Source organism: Actinacidiphila glaucinigra, assembly GCF_035918135.1.
In the GTDB taxonomy this organism is placed as follows: Bacteria; Actinomycetota; Actinomycetes; order Streptomycetales; family Streptomycetaceae; genus Actinacidiphila; species Actinacidiphila glaucinigra.
In genome coordinates, this window is sequence record NZ_CP109144.1 from 2,707,501 (window position 1) to 2,730,079 (window position 22,579).

At 71.6% G+C, this 22,579-nt stretch carries 16 protein-coding genes and 1 pseudogene; 10 read left to right on the forward strand and 7 right to left on the reverse strand.

Annotated elements, in window-relative coordinates:
• Nucleotide 1 precedes the first annotated feature (1 nt).
• Nucleotides 2-676 carry an AIM24 family protein gene (locus OIE69_RS11880; protein WP_326571941.1) on the reverse strand — a complete coding sequence of 225 codons (675 nt, stop codon included), beginning with the start codon at nucleotides 674-676 and terminating at the stop codon, nucleotides 2-4.
• A gap of 68 nt (nucleotides 677-744) precedes the next feature.
• Here OIE69_RS11880 and OIE69_RS11885 point away from each other — a divergent pair, with 68 nt between their 5' ends.
• The 4 genes from OIE69_RS11885 to OIE69_RS11900 all read left to right on the forward strand — a co-directional run bounded on the left by OIE69_RS11885 (nucleotide 745) and on the right by OIE69_RS11900 (nucleotide 4,963).
• Entirely contained in the window at nucleotides 745-1,425 is a 681-nt protein-coding gene (locus OIE69_RS11885) for an aminoacyl-tRNA hydrolase (protein ID WP_326571942.1), read from the forward strand.
• A gap of 93 nt (nucleotides 1,426-1,518) precedes the next feature.
• Nucleotides 1,519-2,877, forward strand: coding sequence for a DUF692 domain-containing protein (locus OIE69_RS11890; protein ID WP_326571943.1), 1,359 nt, complete (start codon nucleotides 1,519-1,521; stop codon nucleotides 2,875-2,877).
• Nucleotides 2,878-3,038: 161 nt separating this feature from the next.
• The gene (locus OIE69_RS11895; protein ID WP_326571944.1) at nucleotides 3,039-3,776 is read left to right on the forward strand and encodes a DUF4142 domain-containing protein; all 738 of its coding nucleotides are present in this window, start codon (nucleotides 3,039-3,041) and stop codon (nucleotides 3,774-3,776) included.
• 14 nt (nucleotides 3,777-3,790) lie between these two features.
• Entirely contained in the window at nucleotides 3,791-4,963 is a 1,173-nt protein-coding gene (locus OIE69_RS11900) for a DUF1996 domain-containing protein (RefSeq protein WP_326571945.1), read from the forward strand.
• A 162-nt stretch (nucleotides 4,964-5,125) separates the two neighbouring features.
• Here OIE69_RS11900 and OIE69_RS11905 read toward each other — a convergent pair.
• The 3 genes and pseudogenes from OIE69_RS11905 to hemG form a co-directional block, all read right to left on the reverse strand.
• Nucleotides 5,126-5,251, reverse strand: a pseudogene (locus OIE69_RS11905) (chlorite dismutase family protein); the annotation flags it as partial.
• A gap of 118 nt (nucleotides 5,252-5,369) precedes the next feature.
• Nucleotides 5,370-6,101 carry a hydrogen peroxide-dependent heme synthase gene (gene hemQ / locus OIE69_RS11910; RefSeq protein ID WP_326571946.1) on the reverse strand — a complete coding sequence of 244 codons (732 nt, stop codon included), beginning with the start codon at nucleotides 6,099-6,101 and terminating at the stop codon, nucleotides 5,370-5,372.
• Between the two features lie 4 nt (nucleotides 6,102-6,105).
• Entirely contained in the window at nucleotides 6,106-7,551 is a 1,446-nt protein-coding gene (gene hemG / locus OIE69_RS11915; RefSeq protein ID WP_326571947.1) for a protoporphyrinogen oxidase, read from the reverse strand.
• A 127-nt stretch (nucleotides 7,552-7,678) separates the two neighbouring features.
• Here hemG and OIE69_RS11920 point away from each other — a divergent pair, with 127 nt between their 5' ends.
• On the forward strand, nucleotides 7,679-8,710 hold the full coding sequence (locus OIE69_RS11920; protein WP_326571948.1) for a DUF4349 domain-containing protein: 1,032 nt from the start codon (nucleotides 7,679-7,681) through the stop codon (nucleotides 8,708-8,710).
• Nucleotides 8,711-8,756: 46 nt separating this feature from the next.
• Here the strand turns inward: OIE69_RS11920 and hemE are convergent, their stop codons facing one another.
• Nucleotides 8,757-9,800 carry a uroporphyrinogen decarboxylase gene (gene hemE / locus OIE69_RS11925; RefSeq protein WP_326571949.1) on the reverse strand — a complete coding sequence of 348 codons (1,044 nt, stop codon included), beginning with the start codon at nucleotides 9,798-9,800 and terminating at the stop codon, nucleotides 8,757-8,759.
• A gap of 89 nt (nucleotides 9,801-9,889) precedes the next feature.
• Between hemE and OIE69_RS11930 the strand changes: the two genes are divergently transcribed.
• The 5 genes from OIE69_RS11930 (at nucleotide 9,890) to OIE69_RS11950 (ending at nucleotide 17,386) form a co-directional block, all read left to right on the forward strand.
• Nucleotides 9,890-10,543, forward strand: a complete 654-nt coding sequence (locus OIE69_RS11930; RefSeq protein WP_326571950.1) for a DUF3000 domain-containing protein — start codon at nucleotides 9,890-9,892, stop codon at nucleotides 10,541-10,543.
• A gap of 215 nt (nucleotides 10,544-10,758) precedes the next feature.
• On the forward strand, nucleotides 10,759-11,421 hold the full coding sequence (locus OIE69_RS11935; RefSeq protein WP_018563211.1) for a response regulator transcription factor: 663 nt from the start codon (nucleotides 10,759-10,761) through the stop codon (nucleotides 11,419-11,421).
• A gap of 79 nt (nucleotides 11,422-11,500) precedes the next feature.
• A complete protein-coding gene (locus OIE69_RS11940) occupies nucleotides 11,501-12,736 on the forward strand; it encodes an HRDC domain-containing protein (RefSeq protein ID WP_326571951.1) in 1,236 nt (411 codons plus the stop codon).
• A gap of 1,303 nt (nucleotides 12,737-14,039) precedes the next feature.
• Nucleotides 14,040-15,260, forward strand: coding sequence for a thiolase family protein (locus OIE69_RS11945; RefSeq protein WP_326571952.1), 1,221 nt, complete (start codon nucleotides 14,040-14,042; stop codon nucleotides 15,258-15,260).
• Nucleotides 15,257-17,386, forward strand: a complete 2,130-nt coding sequence (locus OIE69_RS11950; RefSeq protein ID WP_326571953.1) for a 3-hydroxyacyl-CoA dehydrogenase NAD-binding domain-containing protein — start codon at nucleotides 15,257-15,259, stop codon at nucleotides 17,384-17,386. Before OIE69_RS11945 ends, OIE69_RS11950 begins: the two co-directional genes overlap by 4 nt.
• Before the next feature lie 112 nt (nucleotides 17,387-17,498).
• Here the strand turns inward: OIE69_RS11950 and OIE69_RS11955 are convergent, their stop codons facing one another.
• Together OIE69_RS11955 and OIE69_RS11960 are read right to left on the reverse strand one after the other, a co-directional pair.
• Nucleotides 17,499-18,665 (reverse strand): hypothetical protein, encoded by a 1,167-nt coding sequence (locus OIE69_RS11955; RefSeq protein ID WP_326571955.1) that lies wholly within the window; start codon nucleotides 18,663-18,665, stop codon nucleotides 17,499-17,501.
• 114 nt (nucleotides 18,666-18,779) lie between these two features.
• Nucleotides 18,780-22,484, reverse strand: a complete 3,705-nt coding sequence (locus tag OIE69_RS11960) for a bifunctional glycosyltransferase/CDP-glycerol:glycerophosphate glycerophosphotransferase (protein WP_392567493.1) — start codon at nucleotides 22,482-22,484, stop codon at nucleotides 18,780-18,782.
• Nucleotides 22,485-22,579: the final 95 nt, after the last annotated feature.

Below are 22,579 nucleotides of genomic sequence, written 5' to 3' on the forward strand. Positions count from 1 at the left end.
GTCAGTTGGAGGGCTGGTGGGGTGTGGACTCGCTGGGCCGGACGATCACGAAGCCCTCCCCCTGCAGCATCAGCTGCACGGCCTCGCCCGAGCCGCCGCGCAGCATCGAGCCGAAGCTCTGCGAGCGGTGCAGGGAGGTCTGCAGGTGGGCGCTCCAGCCGACGACCGCGTCGGTGTCGACGTAGACCGGGGCCTGCGGGGTGACCGGGATGACGATCGGGTTGCCCTCGCACATGACGCCGAGGCGGCCGTGCCCGGTGAAGACGCTGTTGAACAGGCCGCCGCCGGCCATTCCGGCGCCCTTCACGACCTTTATCTCGTAGGAGAGGGTCGAGTCGAAGACCAGCACGTTGCGGCCGTTGACGGTGAGGCTGTCGCCCGGGTCGAGGTCGACGATGAAGCAGTTGGCGGCCTCGTGCGCGAACCAGGCCTCGCCCTGGCCGCGGACCGACATCAGCGGCAGGCCCTCGCCGGTGAAGGCGCGCTTGAGGAACTTGCCGACGCCCTGGCCCTTCACCTCGAACTGCAGGTTGCCGCGGAAGGCGATCATCGAGCCCTGGCGGGCCAGGCACTCGCCGTTCACCGCGTACTTGATCGACTTGGCGTTCTGGAGGGTCATGCCGGGCTCGGTGGCCGGCTGCGCCGTGTTCTCGGTCGCGAAGAGGTCGCTGTGCACCCCGGCATCCTGGCCCGGAGGGATCGGCTCCGACAAGCTCTTCCGGGGGCGGGTGGCAGACTGTCGAGGTGACAACCGATCCTCGTGACGCCGCACCCCAGTTCGTCCTGCCCCTGGTCGTCCGCATCGAGCGGGCCGCCCCGCCGGGGCGCACCGACGCGCTGGAGACGGCCGCCCGTGCCGTGCTCATGCTGCGCTCCGACGAGCGCGCGACCACCGCGGACGGGGAGTGGGCCGAGGCGGTACGGGGCTGGGAGGACGCCCGCATCCGCAAGGTCGTACGGCGGGCGCGGGGCGCCGAGTGGCGGCGGGCCGAGACGCTTCCCGGCATCACGGTCACCGGCAAGTCCGCCGAGGTCCGCGTCTTCCCGCCGGTGCCGCTGGACGGCTGGCCCAAGGACCTGGCGCGGCTGCAGGTGTCCGGGACGGAGCTGGAGGACCCGGAGCCGCCCGTGGCGCCGGAGGACGGGACGCCGGTGCTCTGGCTCAACCCGGGGGTGCAGATGTCGGCCGGCAAGGCCATGGCGCAGGCCGGGCACGGCGCCCAGCTCGCCTGGCTCGCGCTGTCCGCCGCCGAGCGCGCGCACTGGCGCGACACCGGTTTCCCGCTGGCGGTGCGCACGGCGCCGCAGGCCGGCTGGGAGGCGCTCACCGCCGCCGGTCTGCCCGTGGTGCGCGACGCGGGGTTCACCGAGATCGCCCCGGGGTCGTGCACCGTCGTGGCGGACCATCCCGCGCTGCGCCGCTGAGGCCGCAAGCTCAAATCAAGCTCTGAAACCCGCCTCCGCGGGGTTCACCGGCCCCGCGGAGGGCCAGAACCCCCGCAGGAGGAAGGGGGGCGCATGGAGCACTCGTATCTGGGCACGGGCATCGGCTGGCGGCCGGAGATCGCGGCGGCGGTCGAGGCGCTCGCGGAGGCCGGCCGGGTCGACTGGGTCGAGGCGGTCGCCGAGAACGTCTGCCCCGGCGCTCTCCCCGACTCCCTGCTGCGGCTGCGCGAGCGCGGTGTCACGGTCGTCCCGCACGGAGTCTCGCTCGGCCTCGGGGGCGCCGAGCGGCCCGGCGCGGACCGGCTGGCCGCACTCGCGCAGCGCGCGGAGGCACTGGGCGCGCCGCTGGTCACCGAGCACATCGCCTTCGTCCGCGGCGGTGGGGAGCTGACCGGCTCGGCGCGTCTGGAGGCGGGGCACCTGCTGCCCGTGCCGCGGACCCGGGACGCGCTGGACGTGCTGTGCGAGAACGTGCGCATCGCGCAGGACGCGCTGCCGGTGCCGCTCGCGCTGGAGAACATCGCGGCACTGGTGGCCTGGCCCGACGAGGAGATGAGCGAGGGCGCCTTCCTCGCCGAGCTCGTCGAGCGGACCGGGGTACGTCTGCTGATCGACGTCGCCAACCTGCACACGAACCACGTCAACCGCGGCGAGGACCCCCTCGCGGCGCTCGACGCGCTGCCGGTGCACGCCATCGCCTACGTCCACGTGGCGGGCGGCGTCGAGAAGGACGGCGTGTGGCACGACAGCCACGCGCACCCCGTCCCCGAGGCCGTCCTGGAGGTGCTGGCGGCGCTGTACGAACGTGCGTGCCCGCCCGGTGTGCTGCTGGAGCGCGACGACGACTTCCCCGCCGGCGGCGAGCTGGCCGGCGAACTGGCCGCGATACGCCGCGTGGTGGACGCCGGAGCGGGCGAGCGCCCGGACGTGCCGCCGGACGTGCCGGCCGGGGTCGCCGCGGCGCCCGGGGCGGCCCGCCAGCGCCTCGCGCTGCGCCAGACCGCGCTGCTGTCCGCGCTCGTGGCCCGGACACCGGTGCCGGAGGGCTTCGACCGGACCCGGATCGGCGTGCAGAGCCGCGCGCTGGCCGCCAAGCGCGCCGGCGTCGTCGCCAAGGTGGCGCCTGAGCTGCCGGAGATCCTGGGGGCCGCGTACCGCCCGGCGTTCCTGCGCTACGCCGCCGTGCGGCCGTTCGCGGGCGGCTACCGCCGCGACGCCCTGGACTTCGCCGCGTACGTCCTCGACGGCCGGGGCGGTACGCACGACCCCGCGGTGACGCGGCAGTTGACCGCGTGGTGGCGGGAACGGTCGGGCCCGGCACCGCTCCCGGCGCGGAGGCCGCGGCTGCGCGGAAGGGTTTTTCCAGGGCCTCGACAGCCCTCACACGTATTCATACGTATGCGGGACAGGCTCCGTTCAAAGCTGCCATAATCTTTTTCAAGAGGCCCCCGACCTGCGGCGGGAATGGCGGCGGGGCGCATCGGACGCGAAAAGGCAACAACGTATCAAGGTCCGGGTTCGGATTCCTGGAATTCGCGAATACGTGACAGTTCCTCGCCTTGGACGGTTCAAACGCACTAACGTGCGGTCCCATGCGATCCACCCGTTACGCCACCGGACTCAGCCTCGTGGTCGGGGCTCTCGTGGTCACCCTCGCCGCGCTGGCCTACCCCGTCATGTCCGGGCTGAACAGCCCGGCCGTGACCGCGGCCGGCGCCCAGACCGTGTCCACGCAGTACGGTCCGCTCACCCAGCTGGACCGCACCTTCGTCACCAAGGTCCGACTGGCCGGCCTGTGGGAGTTCCCCGCCGGGCAGATGGGCCTGCAGAAGGGGACGACACCCGCGGTCAAACGCGCGGGGCAGCACCTCATCGACGGGCACACGAACCTCGACGCCACGTGCCGAACGATCGCGCCCCAATTGGGCATCACCCTGCCCAACCAGCCCACACAGCAGCAAATGGGCTTTCTGGCCACCATGTCCGCGGCGACCGGGCAGGATTTCGACCAGAAGTTCGCGAATATCCTGAGGCTCGCCCACGGGCAGGTGTTCTCGGTCGTGGCCCAGGTGCGTGCCACCACCCGCAATTCGCTGGTACGGGAACTGGCCGACCAGGCGAACGCGACGGTGCTCGACCACATCACCGTTCTGGAGAAGACCGGGATGGTCAACTTCGACCAGGTCGCAGTGGACACGACCGCCAGCCCCACCAACCCCGCCGCGGCGGTGCCGGTCTCGCCTGCCCCCGGTGAGCCGACCTTCGTCGTCACCCCGTCCCCGACGTACTCACTTCCCCCAGCGGCTTCATCCCCCCAGCCGTCGCAGTAGAAATGAGCGATCCCATGCCCACACGACAACACATGAACCACCGGCGCAGGTTGAGCACCAAGCAACTCGTGCTGATAGCCGTGCTGGCACTGCTCGGCTCCGGCGGCACCTTCGCCCTGGTCACCGGATCGGCCTCGGCCCACTGGCGGTCCAACTCCGGCCACTCGGGCGGCTGGCAGAGCCCGAGCCCGGGGAACAGCACCAAGGCGGACAACGGGGGCCAGAACAACGGCGGGCAGAACAACGGCGGCCAGAACGGCTCCGCGGCCCCCTCCGCGTCCGCCTCGGCCTCGGCGTCCTCGCCCGCCGGCGGCGGCTCGCAGACCAACGGCCCCTCCCCCGAGGACTTCGCCGACATCCGCTCCGTCAAGCCCAACGTCCAGCGGGCGGCGAACCAGCGGGGCGCCTCGCGCGGCACGTTCACGGCCCGCTGCGGCCGCAACGAGAACAAGCACCACAACCCCGACAACTTCATCGTGGCCCCCGGCGTCGCCAACGGCGCGCACCACGTCCACGACTACGTCGGCAACCTGAGCACCGACGGCTTCTCGACCAACGAGTCCCTGGCCGCGGCCGGCACCACCTGCGCCCGCGGGGACAAGTCGACGTACTTCTGGCCGGTCCTTCGCACCCGCTCCGCGAACGACGCGCCGGACGCCGACGGCAACACCGGCACCATCCTGCAGGCAACCTCGGTGCAGCTGGTCTTCGGCGGCAGCCCGACGGCCAAGGTGACGGCGATGCCGTCCACGCTGCGGGTCATCATGGGTGACGCCAAGTCCTTCACCAACGGCGTCGCCAACGCCAAGGCGTCGTGGAGCTGCACGGGCTTCGAGAACCGCCAGCTCACCGACAAGTACCCGCTGTGCCCGCAGGGCAGCCGCGTGGTCCGCACCCTGAACTTCCCCAACTGCTGGGACGGGACCAACGCCGACAGCGCCAACCACCGCACCCACATCGTCTTCGCCGACGGCGCGGGACGGTGCCAGGCCGGCTTCAAGGCCGTGCCCCAGCTGAAGATGCGGCTGACCTACAAGGTCCCGCAGGGTCCGAACTTCGCGCTCGACAGCTTCCCCGAGCAGCTGCACAAGCCGGTCACGGACCACGCGGACTTCGCCAACTTCATGCCGACGCGCCTGATGAACCAGGTCGTCAGCTGCATCAACGGCAACCGCAACTGCGGCTGACGGGGTAGCCCGCACGGCCCCCGCGGGGGCGGCTGGCCCCCCCCCCCGTGTAAATACTCTCCCTCCTCGTGGCCCGGGCCGCGGCGATCGCCTCCTGCACACGCCTGTGCAGGGCGGCGGTCGCCGCGGCCGATCTGCCTGACGGGACCGCCGCACCGGCCGCCGACCAAGGTCCACGATGCGGTGCAGTTCGTCCGACTCGAAGGCCAGGATCCACTCGTAGTCGCCCAGCGAGAACGACGCCACCGTGTTCGCCCGCACGTCCGGGCAGCCCCGCGCCAGTCCGTGGCCGAGCCTCCGCCCGCCCACGCACCGCTCGGCCCCGGAGGGCCTCCCGGGCTTCGACCGGCCCGCCGGACTCCGTCCGGCACCCGCCGCCCCGGGAAAGCCCCCGCGGGGCGGGCCCTCAGGCCAGACCCGCCACCAGATCCGCCACCGACTTGAGGCGGCCGGTGTAGAACGGCACCTCCTCGCGGACGTGCATACGCGCCTCCGAAGCCCGCAGATGACGCATCAGGTCCACGATGCGGTGCAGTTCGTCCGACTCGAAGGCCAGGATCCACTCGTAGTCGCCCAGCGAGAACGACGCCACCGTGTTCGCCCGCACGTCCGGGTAGCCCCGCGCCATCTTGCCGTGGTCGGCCAGCATGCGGCGGCGGTCCTCGTCGGGGAGGAGGTACCAGTCGTAGGAGCGGACGAAGGGGTAGACGGAGACGTAGTCGCGGGCCGTCTCGTCGGCGAGGAAGGCGGGGATGTGGCTCTTGTTGAACTCCGCCGGGCGGTGCAGTGCCATGTTCGACCACACGGGCTCCAGACGGCGCCCCAGCAGGGTGCGGCGGAAGCGGTTGTAGGCGTCCTGGAGGGCGTCCGCGGTCTCGGAGTGCCACCAGATCATGACGTCCGCGTCGGCGCGCAGCCCGGACAGGTCGTACGTGCCGCGGACCGTGACGTCCTTCTCGGCGAGCTGCGCGAAGAGCTCCTCCACCTCCTCCGCGTAGCGGATGCGGTCGTCGGGAAGGACGTCGCGCAGCCGGAACACCGACCAGAGGGTGTAGCGGATGACCTCGTTGAGGTCCTTGGCCTTCTTGCCGGCGTTGGGGGCCTTGGCGGGGGCGGCGGAAGCAGTGGAGTCGGTCATGGGGCTATTGTCCCGCGCCGGGTTCCGCGGCCCGCCGCAGGGTGCCCAGGACCTGCGTGGCCGCGCCGCGCGCGCTCGCGACGCAGGCCGGGATGCCCACGCCCTCGTAGAGGGCGCCGCACACCTCGAGGCCGGGCAGCTTCGCGACGTGCTCGCGCAGCCGCGTGACCCGGGCCAGGTGGCCGACCGGGTACTGCGGCAGGCCGCCGTCCCAGCGGGTGACACGGGCCGCGACGGGGGCCGCGGTGAGTCCGACCGCCTCGCCGAGGTCCTCGCGGGAGAGGCGGACGAGATCGGTGTCGTCCCAGGCGAGGTCGGCCTCCTGGCCGTGCCGGCCGATCGAGGTGCGCAGCACGTAGACGTCGGAGTCGGCGGCGCCGCTCCAGCGCCACTTCTGGCTGGAGAACGTGGACGCCTTGATGGTGCGCCCGTCCACCGGGGGGACGAGGAATCCGCTGCCGGGCAGCGCGTGGGCGATCTCGCGGCGCCGGAAGGCCATGGTGACCAGGGCGACGCTCGCGTACTCCACCGCCGACAGCTCCGTGGCGGCGCCCGGCGACTCGGCGGCCAGCAGCCTGGCCGCGGCCGGGGCGGGCACGGCCAGCACGACCGCGTCCGCGGCCAGCGTCTCGCGGGTGCCGTCGTGGTCGAAGGCGACCTCCCAGCCCTCGGGGGTGCGGCGCAGCGTCCGGACCGGGGCGTCGGTCTCGATGCGGGCCCCGGCGGCGCGGCAGGCCTCGGCGACGGCGACCGGGAGCCGCCCGACGCCGCCGCGGATGCCGGCGAAGACCGGGCCGTCCTGCCGCGCGGCGGCGGCCTTGCGCTGGCTCTCGCGGACGGTCTCGATCAGGGAGCGGCCGCCGCGCGCACCCTCGTACAGCTGCGGGATGGCGGCGCGCAGCGAGATCTCGTAGGCGTTGCCCGCGTACACCCCGCCGAGCAGCGGATCGACGAGCCGGTCGACGACCTCGTGGCCCAGCCGGGCGGCGACGAAGGCGCCCACCGCCACGTCCTCGCCGACCTTGGTGCGGGGCAGGACGTGGTCGAGCGGCAGCCGCGCGAGCCCGGCCGCGGACAGCACCCCGGAGGCGGCGAGTGATCCGAGGTCGCCGGGAACGCCCATGACGCCGCCCTTGGGCATGGGGCGCAGCCGGCCGCGCGTCCACAGGCCCGCGTTCGTCGTGGCGGGTGCCTCCAGGTCGTCGCCGAGACCGACCGCGCGGGCCAGGTCGACCCCCTCGGGGCGGCGCGCCAGGATCGACTCGGCGCCCAGGTCGACGGGGACGCCCGCGATCTCGTCCGCGTACAGCTTCCCGCCCAGGCGTCCGGAGGACTCCAGCACGGTCACCCGTGCCGCCCCGCCCTCCAGCAGGAAATGCGCCGCGGCGAGTCCGGAGACCCCGCCGCCCACGACCACCACGTGCCCGGCCAGGGGCTGCGTATTGCTCATGCCTCCACTGTCTCAGACGCCGGAACGAGCCCTAAACGTGACCTCTTCGGGATCACGGACCCGAAACCCGCCCCGCGCCCCCCACGTCGAATCGGCAACACATGCAACGGACCCGGGGGGATGCCCTGTGAGCACGTCAACCACCGCCGCGCGTAGACCACTTGCCGCCGCCTTCGGCGCCCTGGCGCTGGCCGCCGCCCTCATGCTCACCGGCTGCGGCGCCGGCGGCGGCAGCGAGAGCAGCGCCGACACCGCGGACGGCAAGGCCGGGGCCGCCGCTCCCGGCCTGGCCGAGCAGCCCGGCGCACGGACGGCGGACGGCGACGCGGAGAACGCCACCGGCGAGAAGTCCGGCAGCGGACCCGGCACCGGGGCGGGAAGGACCCCGACGCCGGCGCAGTCGTACATCGTGCGCACGGCGACGCTGACGGTCGAGGCCAGGAACGTCTCCGGAGCCGTGGCCAAGGCACGCACGCTGGTGGAGGGCTCGGGCGGCTACGTCGGCAACGAGAGCACCAGCCTGGACGAGGACGGCCTCGAGTACTCCACCATCACGCTCCGCGTGCCGCCGGACGGCTACGACCGCGTGCTGAAGGACCTCTCCGAGTTGGGCACGCTGCGCAACCGCAAGGTGGACGCCCAGGACGTCACCGGCCAGGTCGTGGACGTCGAGAGCCGGCTCAAGACGCAGCGGGCGAGCGTGGCGCGGGTGCGGGAGCTGATGGACCGCGCGACCAGGCTCAGCGACATCGTCTCGCTGGAGAGCGAACTCAGCTCCCGCCAGGCCGATCTGGAGGCGCTCGAGGCCCAGCAGGCCTCGCTGAAGGCGCGCACCGGGATGGCGACGATCACTCTGGAGGTGCAGGAACCGCCCGTCAAGGAGGCGCCGCAGAAGAAGGACGACGGCTTCTGGGCCACCGTGGGCGACGCCCTCGGCAGCGGCTGGCACGCCTTCTACATGACCCTGCGGGGCATCCTCGTCGCCCTGGCCGTGGTGGCCCCGTTCGCGGCGCTGGCCCTTCTCGGCTACCTGGGCTTCCGGCTGCTGCGTCGTGCGCTGCCCGCCCGGCGCGCCGTCGCCGCGCCCCCGGAGCCGCTGCCCGTGCCCGTGCCCGCGCCGGCCGGGGCGGGCGACGGCGAGGCGCAGCCGCGGGAGTAGCCGCGGACACGGTGGCCCCGCGCCGGGCGGCGCGGGGCCACCGGTGTCAGCGGGCCGTCTCGGTGTGGACGAAGTCCACCAGGCGGGTCAGGGCGTCGGGGTCCGTGGTGGGCAGGACGCCGTGGCCCAGGTTGAAGATGTGGCCGGGGGCGCCCCCGGCCGAGTACAGGACCTCGCGGGTCTTCTTCTCGACCGCCTCGCGCGGGGCGAAGAGCACCGCGGGGTCCAGGTTGCCCTGGAGCGCCCTGCCGGGGCCGACCCTGCGGGCGGCCTCGTCCAGCGGGACCCGCCAGTCGACGCCGACCACGTCCGCGCCGGCCTCGCCCATGAGCCCGAGCAGCTCACCGGTGCCGACGCCGAAGTGGATGCGGGGCACGCCGTAGTCCGCGACGGCCCGGAAGACCTTGACGGAGGCCGGCATGACGTGGCGCCGGTAGTCCTCGGGGGCGAGCGCGCCGACCCAGGAGTCGAAGAGCTGCACCGCGCTGGCACCGGCCTCGATCTGCACCTTCAGGAAGGCCGAGGTGATGTCCGCGAGGCGGTCCAGGAGCTCCGCCCACAGCTCGGGCTCGCCGTACATGAGGGCCTTGGTGCGCTCGTGGTTGCGCGAGGGGCCGCCCTCGACGAGGTAGCTCGCCAGGGTGAAGGGCGCGCCCGCGAAGCCGATCAGCGGCGTCTCGCCGAGTTCACCCGTGAGCATGCCGATCGCCTCGGTGACGTACTTGACGTCGTCCGGGTCGAGCGGCCGCAGGCGCTGCAGGTCCTCGCGGCTGCGGATCGGCTGCTCGACGACGGGGCCGACGCCCGGCTTTATGTCGAGGTCGAGCCCGATGGCCTTGAGCGGCACGACGATGTCGCTGAAGTAGATCGCCGCGTCGACCTTGTGCCGCCGCACCGGCTGCAGCGTGATCTCGGTGACGAGGTCGGGCCGCATGCACGACTCGAGCATGGGGATCCCCTCGCGCACCTTGAGGTACTCGGGGAGGGAGCGCCCGGCCTGGCGCATGAACCACACGGGGGTGTGCGGCACGGGCCGGCGCCGGCACGCCAGGATGAAGGGGGAAGCAGCGGTCTGCTGGTGCGCACTCACCCCCGAATCTTCGCATGCGCCAAGTGGGCGACCCGCCCGACCGGGTGTCCTCCCTCACTGCGGGCCCCCTTCGGCCTACGCTTCCGGGCATGGCAGCGGCTCATGGGCACCTCTCGGACGGGAACGACGCCCCCCTCCCGTTCCAGCACGCGGTCGACGCACTGCTGCGCGCCCGGGTACGGCACGAGGTGGAGCTCGATCCGGTGCCCCCGCCCAAGCGCCTGGCTCCGCACGCGTACGCCCTGGAGGCGGCGGTCGTCGTCGACGACGAGGAGCTCGGCGACGGGCGCCTGGTGCTGCTCTACGACCCCGACGGGCAGGAGGGCTGGCACGGCACGTTCCGGCTGGTCACCCTGGTCCGGGCGGAGCTGGAGCCGGAGATCGCGGCGGACCCGCTGCTGCCCGAGGTGAGCTGGTCGTGGCTGACCGGCGCCCTGGAGGGGCGCGGCGCGGCCTTCACCGAGGTGGGCGGCACGGTCTCGCGCAGTTCCTCGCACCACTTCGGCGCCCTGGCCGGGCGGGAGGACTCCACCCGCATCGAGATCCGCGCCTCGTGGACGCCGCTCGCCGTGAACGGCGGCGTACCGGACATGGCCGCCCACCTGGCGGCCTGGTGCGACCTGCTGTGCACCTGCGCGGGACTGCCGCCCGCGTCGACCGAGCCCTCGTGCCCCCCGCCCGGCGGCGGCGGTCCCTCGGTGGTGCCGCTGCCGAAGCGGCGCGGCCCGCAGCAGACCCGCTGAGGGCCGCCGCGCCCGCGCTGACCATTCGCTTTACCGTCGTCAACGAGCTCTGACACCCGGTGACCGCGATCTTCACACCTTCGATCGACACTGGTCGACAGCGCGTCCGAATTGCCGGAATTGTTACTAAACAAGTCGTGATCATTCTCTAAAGCCGGGCGAAGTTGCTGCCGAAGGAACCTGTGACCCTTCCAGCCAATGTCCCAGGAGGCCCGGTGTCGGTTCTTCTCGAGCACCCCACAAGCCTGGTCGCCTACCGCCCCAACAAGCCGACGGCGATGGTGGTGGTCGCCGATCCCCGCGTACGTTCCACCGTCACGCGCCACTTGTGGGCGCTCGGGGTACGCGACGTGATCGAGGCGTCCTCCATCGCCGAGGCCAGGCCCCGGGTGGGCACCCCCCGAGACATCTGTGTAGCCGACGTACACCTCCCCGACGGTTCCGGGCTGACCCTGCTCGCCGAGACCCGGGCGGCAGGCTGGCCCAACGGCCTGGCCCTGTCCGCCGCCGACGACATCGGCGCCGTTCGCAACGCCCTCGCGGGCGGCGTGAAGGGCTACGTCGTCACCGGCACCCGCACCAACCTCGGCATCCCGGGCCGCCCCGGCGCCGTCCCCCTCGGCCCGGCCGGCCAGCGGCTGCAGCGCCGCCCACCGGGCGCCCCCGGCCACGGCGGCGGCTACCGCGAGCTGTCGGGCCGCGAGGTCGAGGTGCTCCGACTGGTCGCGGAGGGCCAGTCGAACAAGGCGATCGGGGTCTCGATGGGGCTGTCCGCGCTGACCGTGAAGAGCCATCTGGCCCGGATCGCCCGCAAGCTGGGCACCGGTGACCGAGCGGGCATGGTCGCGGTAGCGCTGCGTACCGGCATCATCCACTGATCGAAGTCATATCCCGCGTGCGCCCGCCGACGGAACGTTCCGTCGGCGGGCGCCTGCTGTACACAGATACTCTTGACTGGTGACCGACGCCCGAGAGACCGCAACAGAAGCACCCCCGGCGCCGGTCCCGCTGCTGGACCCGCGCGAGGGCATCCCGCCGGTGACCGCCAGCCCGGAGGCCTTCGCCGACGTCGTCGCGGCTTTCGCCGCGGGCTCCGGACCTGTCGCCGTCGACGCCGAGCGCGCATCCGGCTACCGCTACGGACAGCGGGCCTATCTGGTCCAGCTGCGCCGCACCGGAGCAGGGACCGCGCTGATCGACCCCGTCGCCTGTCCGGACCTGTCGGCGCTCAGCGCCGCGCTCGACGGCACGGAATGGGTGCTGCACGCCGCCACGCAGGACCTGCCGTGCCTCGACGAGGCCGGCATGCGCCCGGCCCGGCTGTTCGACACCGAGCTGGCCGGCCGCCTCGCCGGGTTCGCCCGGGTCGGGCTCGGGGCGATGGTGGAGAACGTCCTCGGGTACGCCCTGGAGAAGGGCCACTCCGCCGTCGACTGGTCGACCCGGCCGCTGCCCGAGCCGTGGCTGCGGTACGCCGCGCTCGACGTCGAGCTCCTGGTCGACCTGCGCGACGCGCTGGAGGAGGAGCTGCGCGCCCAGGGCAAGCTGGAATGGGCGCTGCAGGAGTTCGCGGCCATCGCCGCGGCCCCGCCGCCCCCGCCCCGCGTCGACCCCTGGCGCCGCACGTCCGGCATGCACAAGGTGCGCCGGCGCCGCCAGATGGCCGTCGTACGCGAGCTGTGGAACCTCCGGGACCGGATCGCCCGCGAGCGGGACGTCTCCCCCGGCCGCGTCCTCACCGACGCCGCGATCGTCACCGCGTCGCTGGAGGCCACCCCCAACGCGCACGCGCTCGCCGCGCTCCCCGGATTCGGGCACCGCATGGGCCGGCGCCAGCTGGAGCAGTGGCAGGCCGCGATCGACCACGCACGCAGCATCCCCGAGCGGGACCTGCCGCAGCCCGGCCCCGCCTACACCGGCCCCCCGCCGCCGCGCGCCTGGGCCGACAAGGACCCGGCCGCCGCGGCCCGGCTCTCCGCGGCGCGGGCGGCGGTATCGGCACTGGCGGAGCAGCTGAACCTCCCCCAGGAGAACCTCATCACCCCGGACACCGTCCGCCGCCTGTGCTGGGCGCCTCCGCGGGACCGCAGCGCCGAGTCCGTGGCGGTCTTCCTCCAGGACGCCGGGGCGCGCCCCTGGCAGGTCGAACTCACCACGCCCATCCTGACGGCGTCGCTGTCCGCGACGGCCTGACGCGCCCCGCGGGGCGGGGGGTGCGGGGGGTGCCCCTTGCGGCCGGTGGTTGTGTGCGGGTTGTTTGCGCCTGCGGGCGGCTGCGCCGGGCTGCCCGGTGGTTGTGTGCGGGTCCGTTGCGGTTGCGGTGCCCTTTGCGGCCGGTTGTCGTGTGCGGGTCGTTTGCGCCTGCGGCGGGCTGTCCCCCGCCCGATTGCCCGGCGCGGTCAGTGACCGCGCCGCGGGGTGCGTGGTGGGCCGGGGGCGGGGCCTCCGGGGCTGCACGTCCTGGACTGGGTTATTTACGTGCATGGCGGGCGGTCCATGTCCGAGCCCCGGATGCCGCACACAAATATCCCGCAGCGTCCAGAACATCCACCCCTCCAACCCCGCCCCCTCCCCATGACGGGGCGACTGACGACCGGAGGGGGGTAGAGGGCGGTCCGGGGTTGCCGCACGCGTCCTACTGAACGCCCATGGTCATGGGGGTGGTGGCTGAGGCCCGCGCCGGCTCCGGCGCGATCGGGTGCTCGGGCCGATGCCCGGCGGTAGGGCGCGCGGGCGCTGAGGTGAAAGGCCTGTTGTCGTGTGCGCGTTCCCGCCCTCCTCAGGCTTCGGCAGGGGCGGCCTGATTCGGTGCGGTCGGTGTGGTTCCAATCGTCGTGATCTGCCGCCTGACGACCTGCGGCGTCGCCGTGACACAGGCAAGCCCTGCGAGCACCCGTAGGCGAGGTGCGCCAGACGTCCCGTGGGAGGTGCCGCCCCCGGCCAGCGGTGCGTGCACCCTTGCTCGGCCTGCGGCCGGGGGACCCCCTGCTTGGGGGCAGCTCCCGGCGGTGCGGGGAGGGGTGCCCCCCATCACCCCCCAACGGCCGTTGGTCGCCCAACGAAACGTAGGGGGCGGGGTCGTAGGGGTGGGCGTTCTGGACGCTGACGTGTATTTGTTGTGCGGCACCCGGGGCACCGAGCGCAGGTGCCCGCCATGCACATAAATATGCGGTACAGAATGCCCAGCCCCGGAGGCCCCGCCCCCGGCCCACCATCAACCGCGCGAGGCCCGCACCAACCGCGCCGGATGGGGGTCCCCCCGGCCGAAGGCTGGGGGAGGGCGGGAGGGCGGGGGATGCCCGCCGCAGGCGCAAACAACCCGCACCCGACAACCGGCCGCAACCACAACCACGCCGCACACGAACCCCGGGGGGGCGACCGAACGTGTGACGCCGCACACCCGCACTGTGCACATCGGTTACCCACGAGTAGCATGTACGGCGGAGCCGCCGCTTCTGCCCGCGGCAAGCGAACCCGCACCTTGAGGAGAGCCAACGTGCCTCGTACCGCTAGGGACGTCGTCTTCGTCGACGGCGTCCGTACCCCGTTCGGCAAGGCGGGCCCGAAGGGCATCTACCACGAGACCCGTGCCGACGACCTGGTCATCAAGTCCATCCGGGAACTGCTGCGGCGCAACCCCGCGCTCTCCCCGGAGCGCATCGACGAGGTCGCCATCGCCGCGACCACCCAGATCGGCGACCAGGGCCTCACCCTGGGCCGTACGGCCGCGATCCTGGCAGGGCTGCCCAAGTCGGTGCCCGGTTTCTCCATCGACCGCATGTGCGCGGGCGCGATGACCGCGGTGACCAGCGTCGCCGGCGGCATCGCCTTCGGCGCGTACGACGTGGCGCTCGCGGGCGGCGTCGAGCACATGGGCCGGCACCCGATGGGCGAGGGCGTGGACCCGAACCCGCGCTTTGTGTCGGAGAAGCTGGTCGACGAGTCCGCCCTGTTCATGGGCATGACGGCGGAGAACCTGCACGACCGCTTCCCGCACCTGACCAGGCAGCGCGCCGACGAGTACGCGGTCCGCAGCCAGGAGAAGGCGGCGAAGGCGTACGCGAACGGCAGGATCCAGCAGGACCTGGTGCCGATCTCGGTGCGCCGTACCTCTCCCGACGCCGGCGAGACCGGCTGGGGCCTGGCCACCGCCGACGAGCCGATGCGCCCGGGCACCACACTGGAGAGCCTGGCGGGCCTCAAGACCCCGTTCCGCGCCCACGGCCGGGTGACCGCGGGCAACGCGGCGGGTCTCAACGACGGTGCCACCGCCTCCCTGGTCGCCGCCGAGGACGTCGCCCGGGAGCTGGGCCTCCCGGTGAGGATGCGTCTGGTCTCGTACTCCTTCGTGGGCGTCGAGCCCGAGGTGATGGGCATCGGCCCGGTCCCGGCGACCGAGAAGGCGCTCGCCAAGGCGGGCCTGTCCATCTCCGACATCGGCCTCTTCGAGGTCAACGAGGCGTTCGCCGTCCAGGTGCTGGCCTTCCTGGACCACTACGGCATCGCCGACGACGACGCGCGCGTCAACCAGTACGGCGGCGCCATCGCGTTCGGCCACCCGCTCGCTTCCTCCGGCGTCCGTCTGATGACGCAGCTGGCCCGCCAGTTCGAGGAGCAGCCCCACGTCCGCTACGGCCTGACCACGATGTGCGTCGGCTTCGGCATGGGCGGCACCGTGATCTGGGAGAACCCGCACTTCGACGGAGGCAGCAAGTGACCACGACCGCCGAGCTTCTCAAGGGAGCGGCCGAGCTGTTCCCGGACGAGGTCGTGACGCAGGCGCACGTGCGCCACCTCGACCTCCCCCTGGGCGCCGGGCGCTTCGCGCTCGTCACCCTGGACAACGGCCTGGACCACACCAAGCCGACCACCTTCGGCCCGCAGTCGCTGGCGAACCTGAGCGCCGCCCTCGACCAGGTCGAGAAGGAGGCCGCGGACGGCGAGATCGTCGGCGTCGGCATCACGGGCAAGCCCTTCATCTTCGCGGTCGGCGCCGACCTCAAGGGCGTCGAGCTGCTGGGGCGCCGTGAGGACGCGCTGGCCATCGGCAAGGGCGGCCACGACGTCTTCCGCCGTCTGCAGGGTCTCGCGGTGCCGACGTTCGCGTTCTACAACGGCGCGGCCATGGGCGGCGGCGTCGAGGTCGGCCTGCACTGCTCCTACCGCACGGTCTCCTCGGCCATCCCGGCGTTCTCCCTCCCCGAGGTCTTCCTGGGCCTGGTCCCGGGCTGGGGCGGCTGTGCGCTGCTGCCGAACCTGATCGGCGCCGAGCGCGCGGTGAGCGTCATCATCGAGAACTCGCTCAACCAGAACAAGCAGCTGAAGGGCGGTCAGGTCTACGACCTGGGCATCGCCGACGCGCTGTTCGACGGCGCGGACTTCCTGGAGCAGTCGCTCTCCTGGACCGCCGCCGTCCTCAAGGGCGAGATCCAGATCGTCCGTCCCGAGGTGGACCGCGGCGCGGCGTGGGACGAGGCCGTCGCCAAGGGCCGTGCCTTCGCCGACTCCAAGGTGCACGGCGCCGCCCCGGCCGCGTACCGGGCGCTGGACATCATCGCCGCCGCCAAGGACGGTGACCTGGCCGCCGGTTTCGACGCCGAGGACGAGGCCCTGGCGGACCTCATCATGGGCGGCGAGCTGCGCTCCGGCATCTACGCCTTCAACCTGGTGCAGAAGCGCGGCAAGCGCCCGGCCGGTGCCCCGGACAAGAACCTGGCCCGCCCGGTCACCAAGGTCGGCGTCGTCGGTGCCGGTCTGATGGCCTCCCAGCTGGCGCTGCTCTTCGCGCGCCGCCTGGAGGTGCCGGTGGTTCTCACCGACATCGACCAGGAGCGGGTGGACAAGGGCGTCGGCTACGTCCACGGCGAGATCGACAAGCTGCTGCTCAAGGGGCGCGTCAACCAGGACAAGGCGAACCGCCTCAAGGCCCTGGTCTCCGGCTCCCTCGACAAGGCCGCCGCCTTCGGCGACGCGGACTTCGTCATCGAGGCGGTCTTCGAGGAGATCGGCGTCAAGCAGCAGGTCTTCGCCGAGGTCGAGGCGGTGGTGAAGCCGGAGACGATCCTGGCCACCAACACCTCCTCGCTGTCGGTCTCCGAGATGGCCTCGAAGCTGGAGCACCCGGAGCGGGTCGTCGGCTTCCACTTCTTCAACCCGGTCGCGGTGCTGCCGCTGCTGGAGATCGTGCGCGGGGAGAAGACCGACGACGCCTCGCTGGCCACCGCGTTCGCCGTGGCGAAGAAGCTGAAGAAGACCGCGGTGCTGACCAAGGACGCCCCGGCGTTCGTGGTCAACCGCATCCTCACCCGCTTCATGGGCGAGATCCAGAACGTCATCGACGAGGGCACCCCGGTCGCGACCGCGGAGAAGGCCATCGAGCCGCTCGGTCTGCCGATGTCCCCGCTGGTGCTGCTGGAGCTGGTCGGCCCGGCGATCGGTCTGCACGTCTCCGAGACGCTCAACCGCTCCTTCCCGGACCGCTTCACCGTCTCCCCGAACCTGGCGGCCGTCGTCAAGGCGGGCAAGCGCGGCTTCTACGTCTACGATTCCGGCAAGCCGGAGCTGGACCCCGAGGTCGCGGCGCTCCTGGTGCAGGGCGACAGCGTCCTGACGGAGCAGCAGGTGCGCGACCGCGTCCTGGACGCGGTGGCGCAGGAGATCGGCATCATGCTGGAGGAGGGTGTCGTCGCCGAGGCGCAGGACATCGACCTCTGCCTGATCACCGGTGCCGGCTGGCCCTTCCACCTGGGCGGCATCACGCCGTACCTGGACCGTGAGGGCGTCTCGGAGCGGGTGCACGGCAAGCCGTTCCTGGCCCCGGGCGTGGCGAGCGTGCCCGCGTAACGACGGCTGCCGCAGCGCTGTGAAGGGCGGGCCGTACGGGAGTGATCCCGTACGGCCCGCCCTGTCGCTCAAGGTGCGTCATCCCGCGAAGCGGGCGATCCCGTCACGCAGTTCACGGTCCGGCGGCGCCGAGAACACCGGCGGCCGCCGGTTCCTCGGTGACGGAGAAGGCGACCTGTGTCCGTGCGGACTCGTAACCGCGCGCGTCCACGGCGAAGGCTTTCACCAGATGCTTCCCCGCGCCCCACGGCCGGTCGGGTTCCCACGCCCACGTGCCGTCGGTGCCGACCGCACCCGAGCCCAGGTACCGGCCGTTCTCCCACAGGCTGACGCGGACGGCGCCGGGGGCGGTCCCCGAGATGCGCACGGCGCCTCCCGGCATCCACTGGCCGGCGGCCGGAGCCACGACGACCGGCGCGGCGAGCGCGTGGTCCTGCCGAACCGCGGTGGCCTTGAGGTAGGAGTCGATCGCGGACCTGTCGCGGCGGGGTTCCTCGAAGCCGTTCTGCACGAAGCCGATGCGCGGGGCGATCCCGTCGACGAGGAGGTGGGCGAGTCCCATGAGCGGAGGGACGTTCCGCCTGGTCACTTCCGTGTGATCGGCGATGAACGGGGAGTCGCTGTAGATGAAGTTGAAGTTCTCGTAGCCCTGGAACAGGCCGATGAAGGGGGCGATCTGCTCTTCGTACTGTGCGTCCTGCCGGGAGGAGAGCAGGTAGAGGTTGGCACTCCGGTTGGCGCCGGCGCGAACGAGGTTGGGAATGGCGGAGTCGAGGATCCGTACGTTCTGCTCCGACACCTCGCCCATCATGAACCGGGCGACCTTGGGGTGGTACCGCTCCACGTAGGAGCCGACCAGGAACTGCGGCACCAAGGACACGATGTTCCGGAATCCGTATTTCAGGCCGAAATAGAGGGCCGCGCTGCCGCCCTTCGAGCCACCCCACAAGGTGCACTGGTCCGGTGTGAGGTCGAGTGCCTCCATCACCTTCCACACCAGGGTGACCACGGATTCCTCCAGCGCGAAATCCATGTCCTTGCAGAGGTAGTAGCTGTTCATCCCGTCGAACCGGTCGCGGATCCACAGGATGTTCGCGCGAAGTCCGTCGAAGACTCCGTTGGACCATCCGTAGTCGAGGGGCGCCGAGAAGTTCGCGAACACCACCACCAGGTGGCGGTTACCGTTCTTCGCGTGGGCGAACCGGTACTCGACGGGGAACGCCCCGGAGGCTTCGATGCCTCTGAGTGCGGGACGTCCTTCCGGTGCTTCCTTCGACATGCGGGGGACCGTTCTCCCTGGATCGATGACGCGGCACGAAGCGTCCCGCGGACGGATGATGGCGACAGAGCACGGCCCGGGCCCCCGGCGGGGTGCGTCGGGCGCTCGGCACGGTCACATCGTGACCTCGTAGCCGCCTTCCGCGGCTCGTCCGGACGTCTTGTTCCCGATGGTCTTCGTCTTGATGCGACGCGACAGGCTCTGCGCCGACGGAGAAGCCGGGGCCCTCGGGGAGTCACCGCCCGCCGCGAGGATGCGGTCGGTGAGCCGTACCGAGGCGAATCCGTCGTCCAGGTCGCAGAACTCCTCCTGGAACCAGCGGTACCGCGCGGCGTACGCCTCCTCGACCAGGTCGATGTCGCGGATCGCGTCGATCAGTTCCTCGGAGGTGTACACGAGCGGTCCCGGAGCGCACGCCTCGAAGTCGAAGTAGAAGCCGCGCAGCGTGTCGCGGTAGTGCTCGAGGTCGTAGGTGAAGAAGAGGATCGGCCGGCCGGTGTTCACGTAGTCGAACATCAGCGACGAATAGTCGGTGATCATGACGTCGGTGATCAGTGAGAGGTCCGCCATGTCCGGGTAGTCGGACACGTCGAACACGAAGCCGTTGCCGGCCCCCGGCACCGGGTCCACGACGTTCGGGTGGCGGCGGACCAGGAGGACGTGGTCGTCACCGAGCCTGGCACGGGCGTCGTCCAGGTCGATGCGGAAGTCGAACTTGTACTTTCCGGGCGCGTAGAACTGGTCGTCGCGCCAGGTGGGCGCGTACAGGATGACGCGCTTGCCGCTGGGCAGCCCGATCCGCCGCCGTACACCGGCCGCCCGCTCCTCGGAGTCGCGACGGCGCAGGATGTCGTTGCGCGGGTAGCCGGACTCGACCATCTCCCCCGGGAACCGGAAGGCGCGCTGGAGGATGGGCGTGCTGAAGCTGTTGGGCGACACGAGCATGTCCCAGTTCCGCACCTCCTTCTCCACCCGCTCCAGGTAGCGGCGGTCCGCGAAGTGAACGGCCTCGATGTCGTGCCCGATGCGCTTGAGCGGGGTGCCGTGCCAGGTCTGCACGACCACTTGGCCCTCGCGCTTCACGAACCAGTCGGGAAGGTGGTTGTTGGCGACGACGTACCGGGACGTGGCCAGCGCCTCGTACCATTCGGGCGACCACATCCGCACGGGGCGGGCCGTGGGCGGTACGGCGACCTGGTCGTCGCGGACCACCCACAGGTGCTCCAGGCCGACGCCGCGCCGCACCATCTCCTCGTGGACGGCGCGGGGGCTGTCCGAGTACTGCGTCCCCTTGAAGGCGTCGAACAGCACGGCCGGACGGACGGGTCTGCGCCGGGCGGCGGGGTAGGTCCTGGTGCGCAGCAGCTTCTGCCGGTACGGGCCGCGGGCGGCGTCCGGCATCGCCGAGTGCACCAGCAGCGACAGCCGGTCGTAGGCCTCACCCTGGAGTTCGTACGTCCGGTCGTCCTCGGTGATCGAGCGGGGGAGCTCGCCGATGAGCTCCTGCTCGATCTTCACCATGAGGTCCTCGGAGCGCTCCTCCGCCGTGACGACGGAGGGGTCCTGCCGTCTGAGGAAGAAGTCCCAGCGTCCGGCGGCGAGCGGTATGTCGCCCGCCAGGCTGCGCATCGCCGCCGGGGTGAGGACGGAGCGGAACGCGTAACCGCTCCACACGATCGGGACCACCCGCTCGGCACCGTGGGCACGGGAGCGGACGACCAGGTGGGCGGACGCGAACTCGATCGAGGAGAGGCGGTTCACCGCGGGATACCGGCCGACGAGCTCCAGCGAGCCGTCCTCCCGCCAGTTGACGTCCGTCACCGTCGGAAGCATCGCCCGCTCGAAGATCACCAGGTAGCCGGATCCGTTGCGGTGGACGAAGATCTCGCGGTCGCCCGCAGATGTCTGGAGCCGCTTCGGCATCGGGTGGCGCCCGTCCTCGACGCCCTCCGCCATGACGGGGTAGAGGGTCGCCTTCCGGCCCTCCACCCGAAGGGTGGTCTTCCAGCCGTTGCTGCCCATGCTCCAGCTCTGCGGAATCCCGCTGCCGTCCTGCGAGCGGGAGCGGGGCACGAGGTACTCGAGCGGGACACGGGTGACGAAGGTGCACCAGCCGTCGCCTCCCGGGGTGAAGACCACCCGCGACTCGTGGTGTCCCGAGCCGCCCATGCTGGTCACGCCGAACAGGCCCCACTCGGGGACCCGGGGCCCCAGGTACACGCCGCCGATGACCAGGTGGTTGCCGTCGACGCGGTGCCAGGTGATCCGGCACCGGACGATCTCCACCCGGAGCTTCAGTGTCCCCTGCAGGAAGACGGGGACCACTCGGATGTTGTTGTCGACGTAACGGTAGGGCGGGTTGGCGGCGGTCCCGGCACCGCCACGTGCCAGACCCCGGTAGCGGAACAGACCACGGCTGAGGACTCCGGCGGCGACGTCCCAGGTGCCCTCGACCCACTCCCCCTTCTTCTTCAGCCGGGTCACGTCGATCCGGGCCTGGAAGCCCGCCCAGTCGTAGCAGTAGCGGTTCTGGTTGGAGTGTTCGGTGGCCTGCGGATCGAACGTGGTCTTCGCGGGCGTGACCAGCAGACGGCCCTGCTTCTTGTGGCGCAGCGCGATGGCCTTGACCGACATATGCCGTTTGTGCACATTGATGAAGCGGATGTAGGCGGAGCCGTCGATGACGAGGGAGGCTCCGTCCCAGCGCGCCTCACGCAAGGAGCCGTGCAGTGACAGCTCCTTGCCGAGGCGGTAGGCACTCTTGTCGAGGCCCACCGTCCGGTCGCCGAGGTACGGATAGTTCAGGTAGCGGTGGACGCGGCGGCGTACGGGGATCGGGCCGCCCTTGCGCTCGAACTCGATCACGTCGAGAAGTTCGTCGAGCTTTCCCTCGCGCACCAGCAGCCATTTGACCCGCGCGTCGGCCGGCAGTTCCTGGACGATGCCCGGGTCGGACTCGTCGAGGAACTCGTTGACCCAGCTCATGAAGGCGTGCCGGTACTCCTGGTCGGTATCGGGCAGGACCTTGAGGTGCAGCATCAGGTCGGACTTCAGACAGGCCAGGTCGTACTTGCGTTTGTGGACGTCGAACTCCGGTGACCGGTGCCTGCCGAGGAACCGGCTCACCGACTGGACGGCGGCCACGCGGTCCCGGAGGTTGCCGATCTCGGTGTGGCGCTGCGTGATCGACGGAGCCGCACCGCCTTCCCGCCGACGCCAGAAGTACACGTAATCCGTGATGACATCGACCTTGTCCGCCCGGAAATGGGCGAACATGTTGACCCACGAGTCCTCGTACAGGACGCCTTCGGGGAACGCGATGCCGTGGCGGTCCCAGAACGACCGCCGGAACACCTTGTTCCACACCGTGCGGTCGTAGATGAGGGCATCGAACTTCGTGATGTGAGTGCCACGGCGAGCACGCTCCATCGGTGCCCGGTGCAGCGGGGACTGCCACTTCGTACTGGAGTTCATCATCTGCACGTTGCCCGAGACGAAGTCCGAGCCGGACTTCTCGAGCGTGCGCACCAGCACTTCGTAGGCGTGCTCCGGGATCACGTCGTCCCCGTCGACGAAGGCGAGGAACTCACCGTCCCGGTGCACGGCGCGGATCCCGGCGTTCCGGGCGTGACCGGGACCGTGCGCCGCCTGGCGGATCAGCCGGAATCGGGGGTCACGGGCGCAGAATTTCCGGGCGATCTCCGTGGACGTGTCGGTCGACCCGTCATCGACGAGGATCACCTCGAGATCCCCGAACGTCTGACGGGCGATCGACTCCAGGCATTCCTCGAGATAGATCTCGACATCCTGGAAGGGCACGACAACGCTCAGCCGCGGGCGCACAGGTACCGGACTCTCCCACTCAAGACACTTCGCACGATCCGGCGTCAGCCGCTCGGGCCCGCCGAATCCCA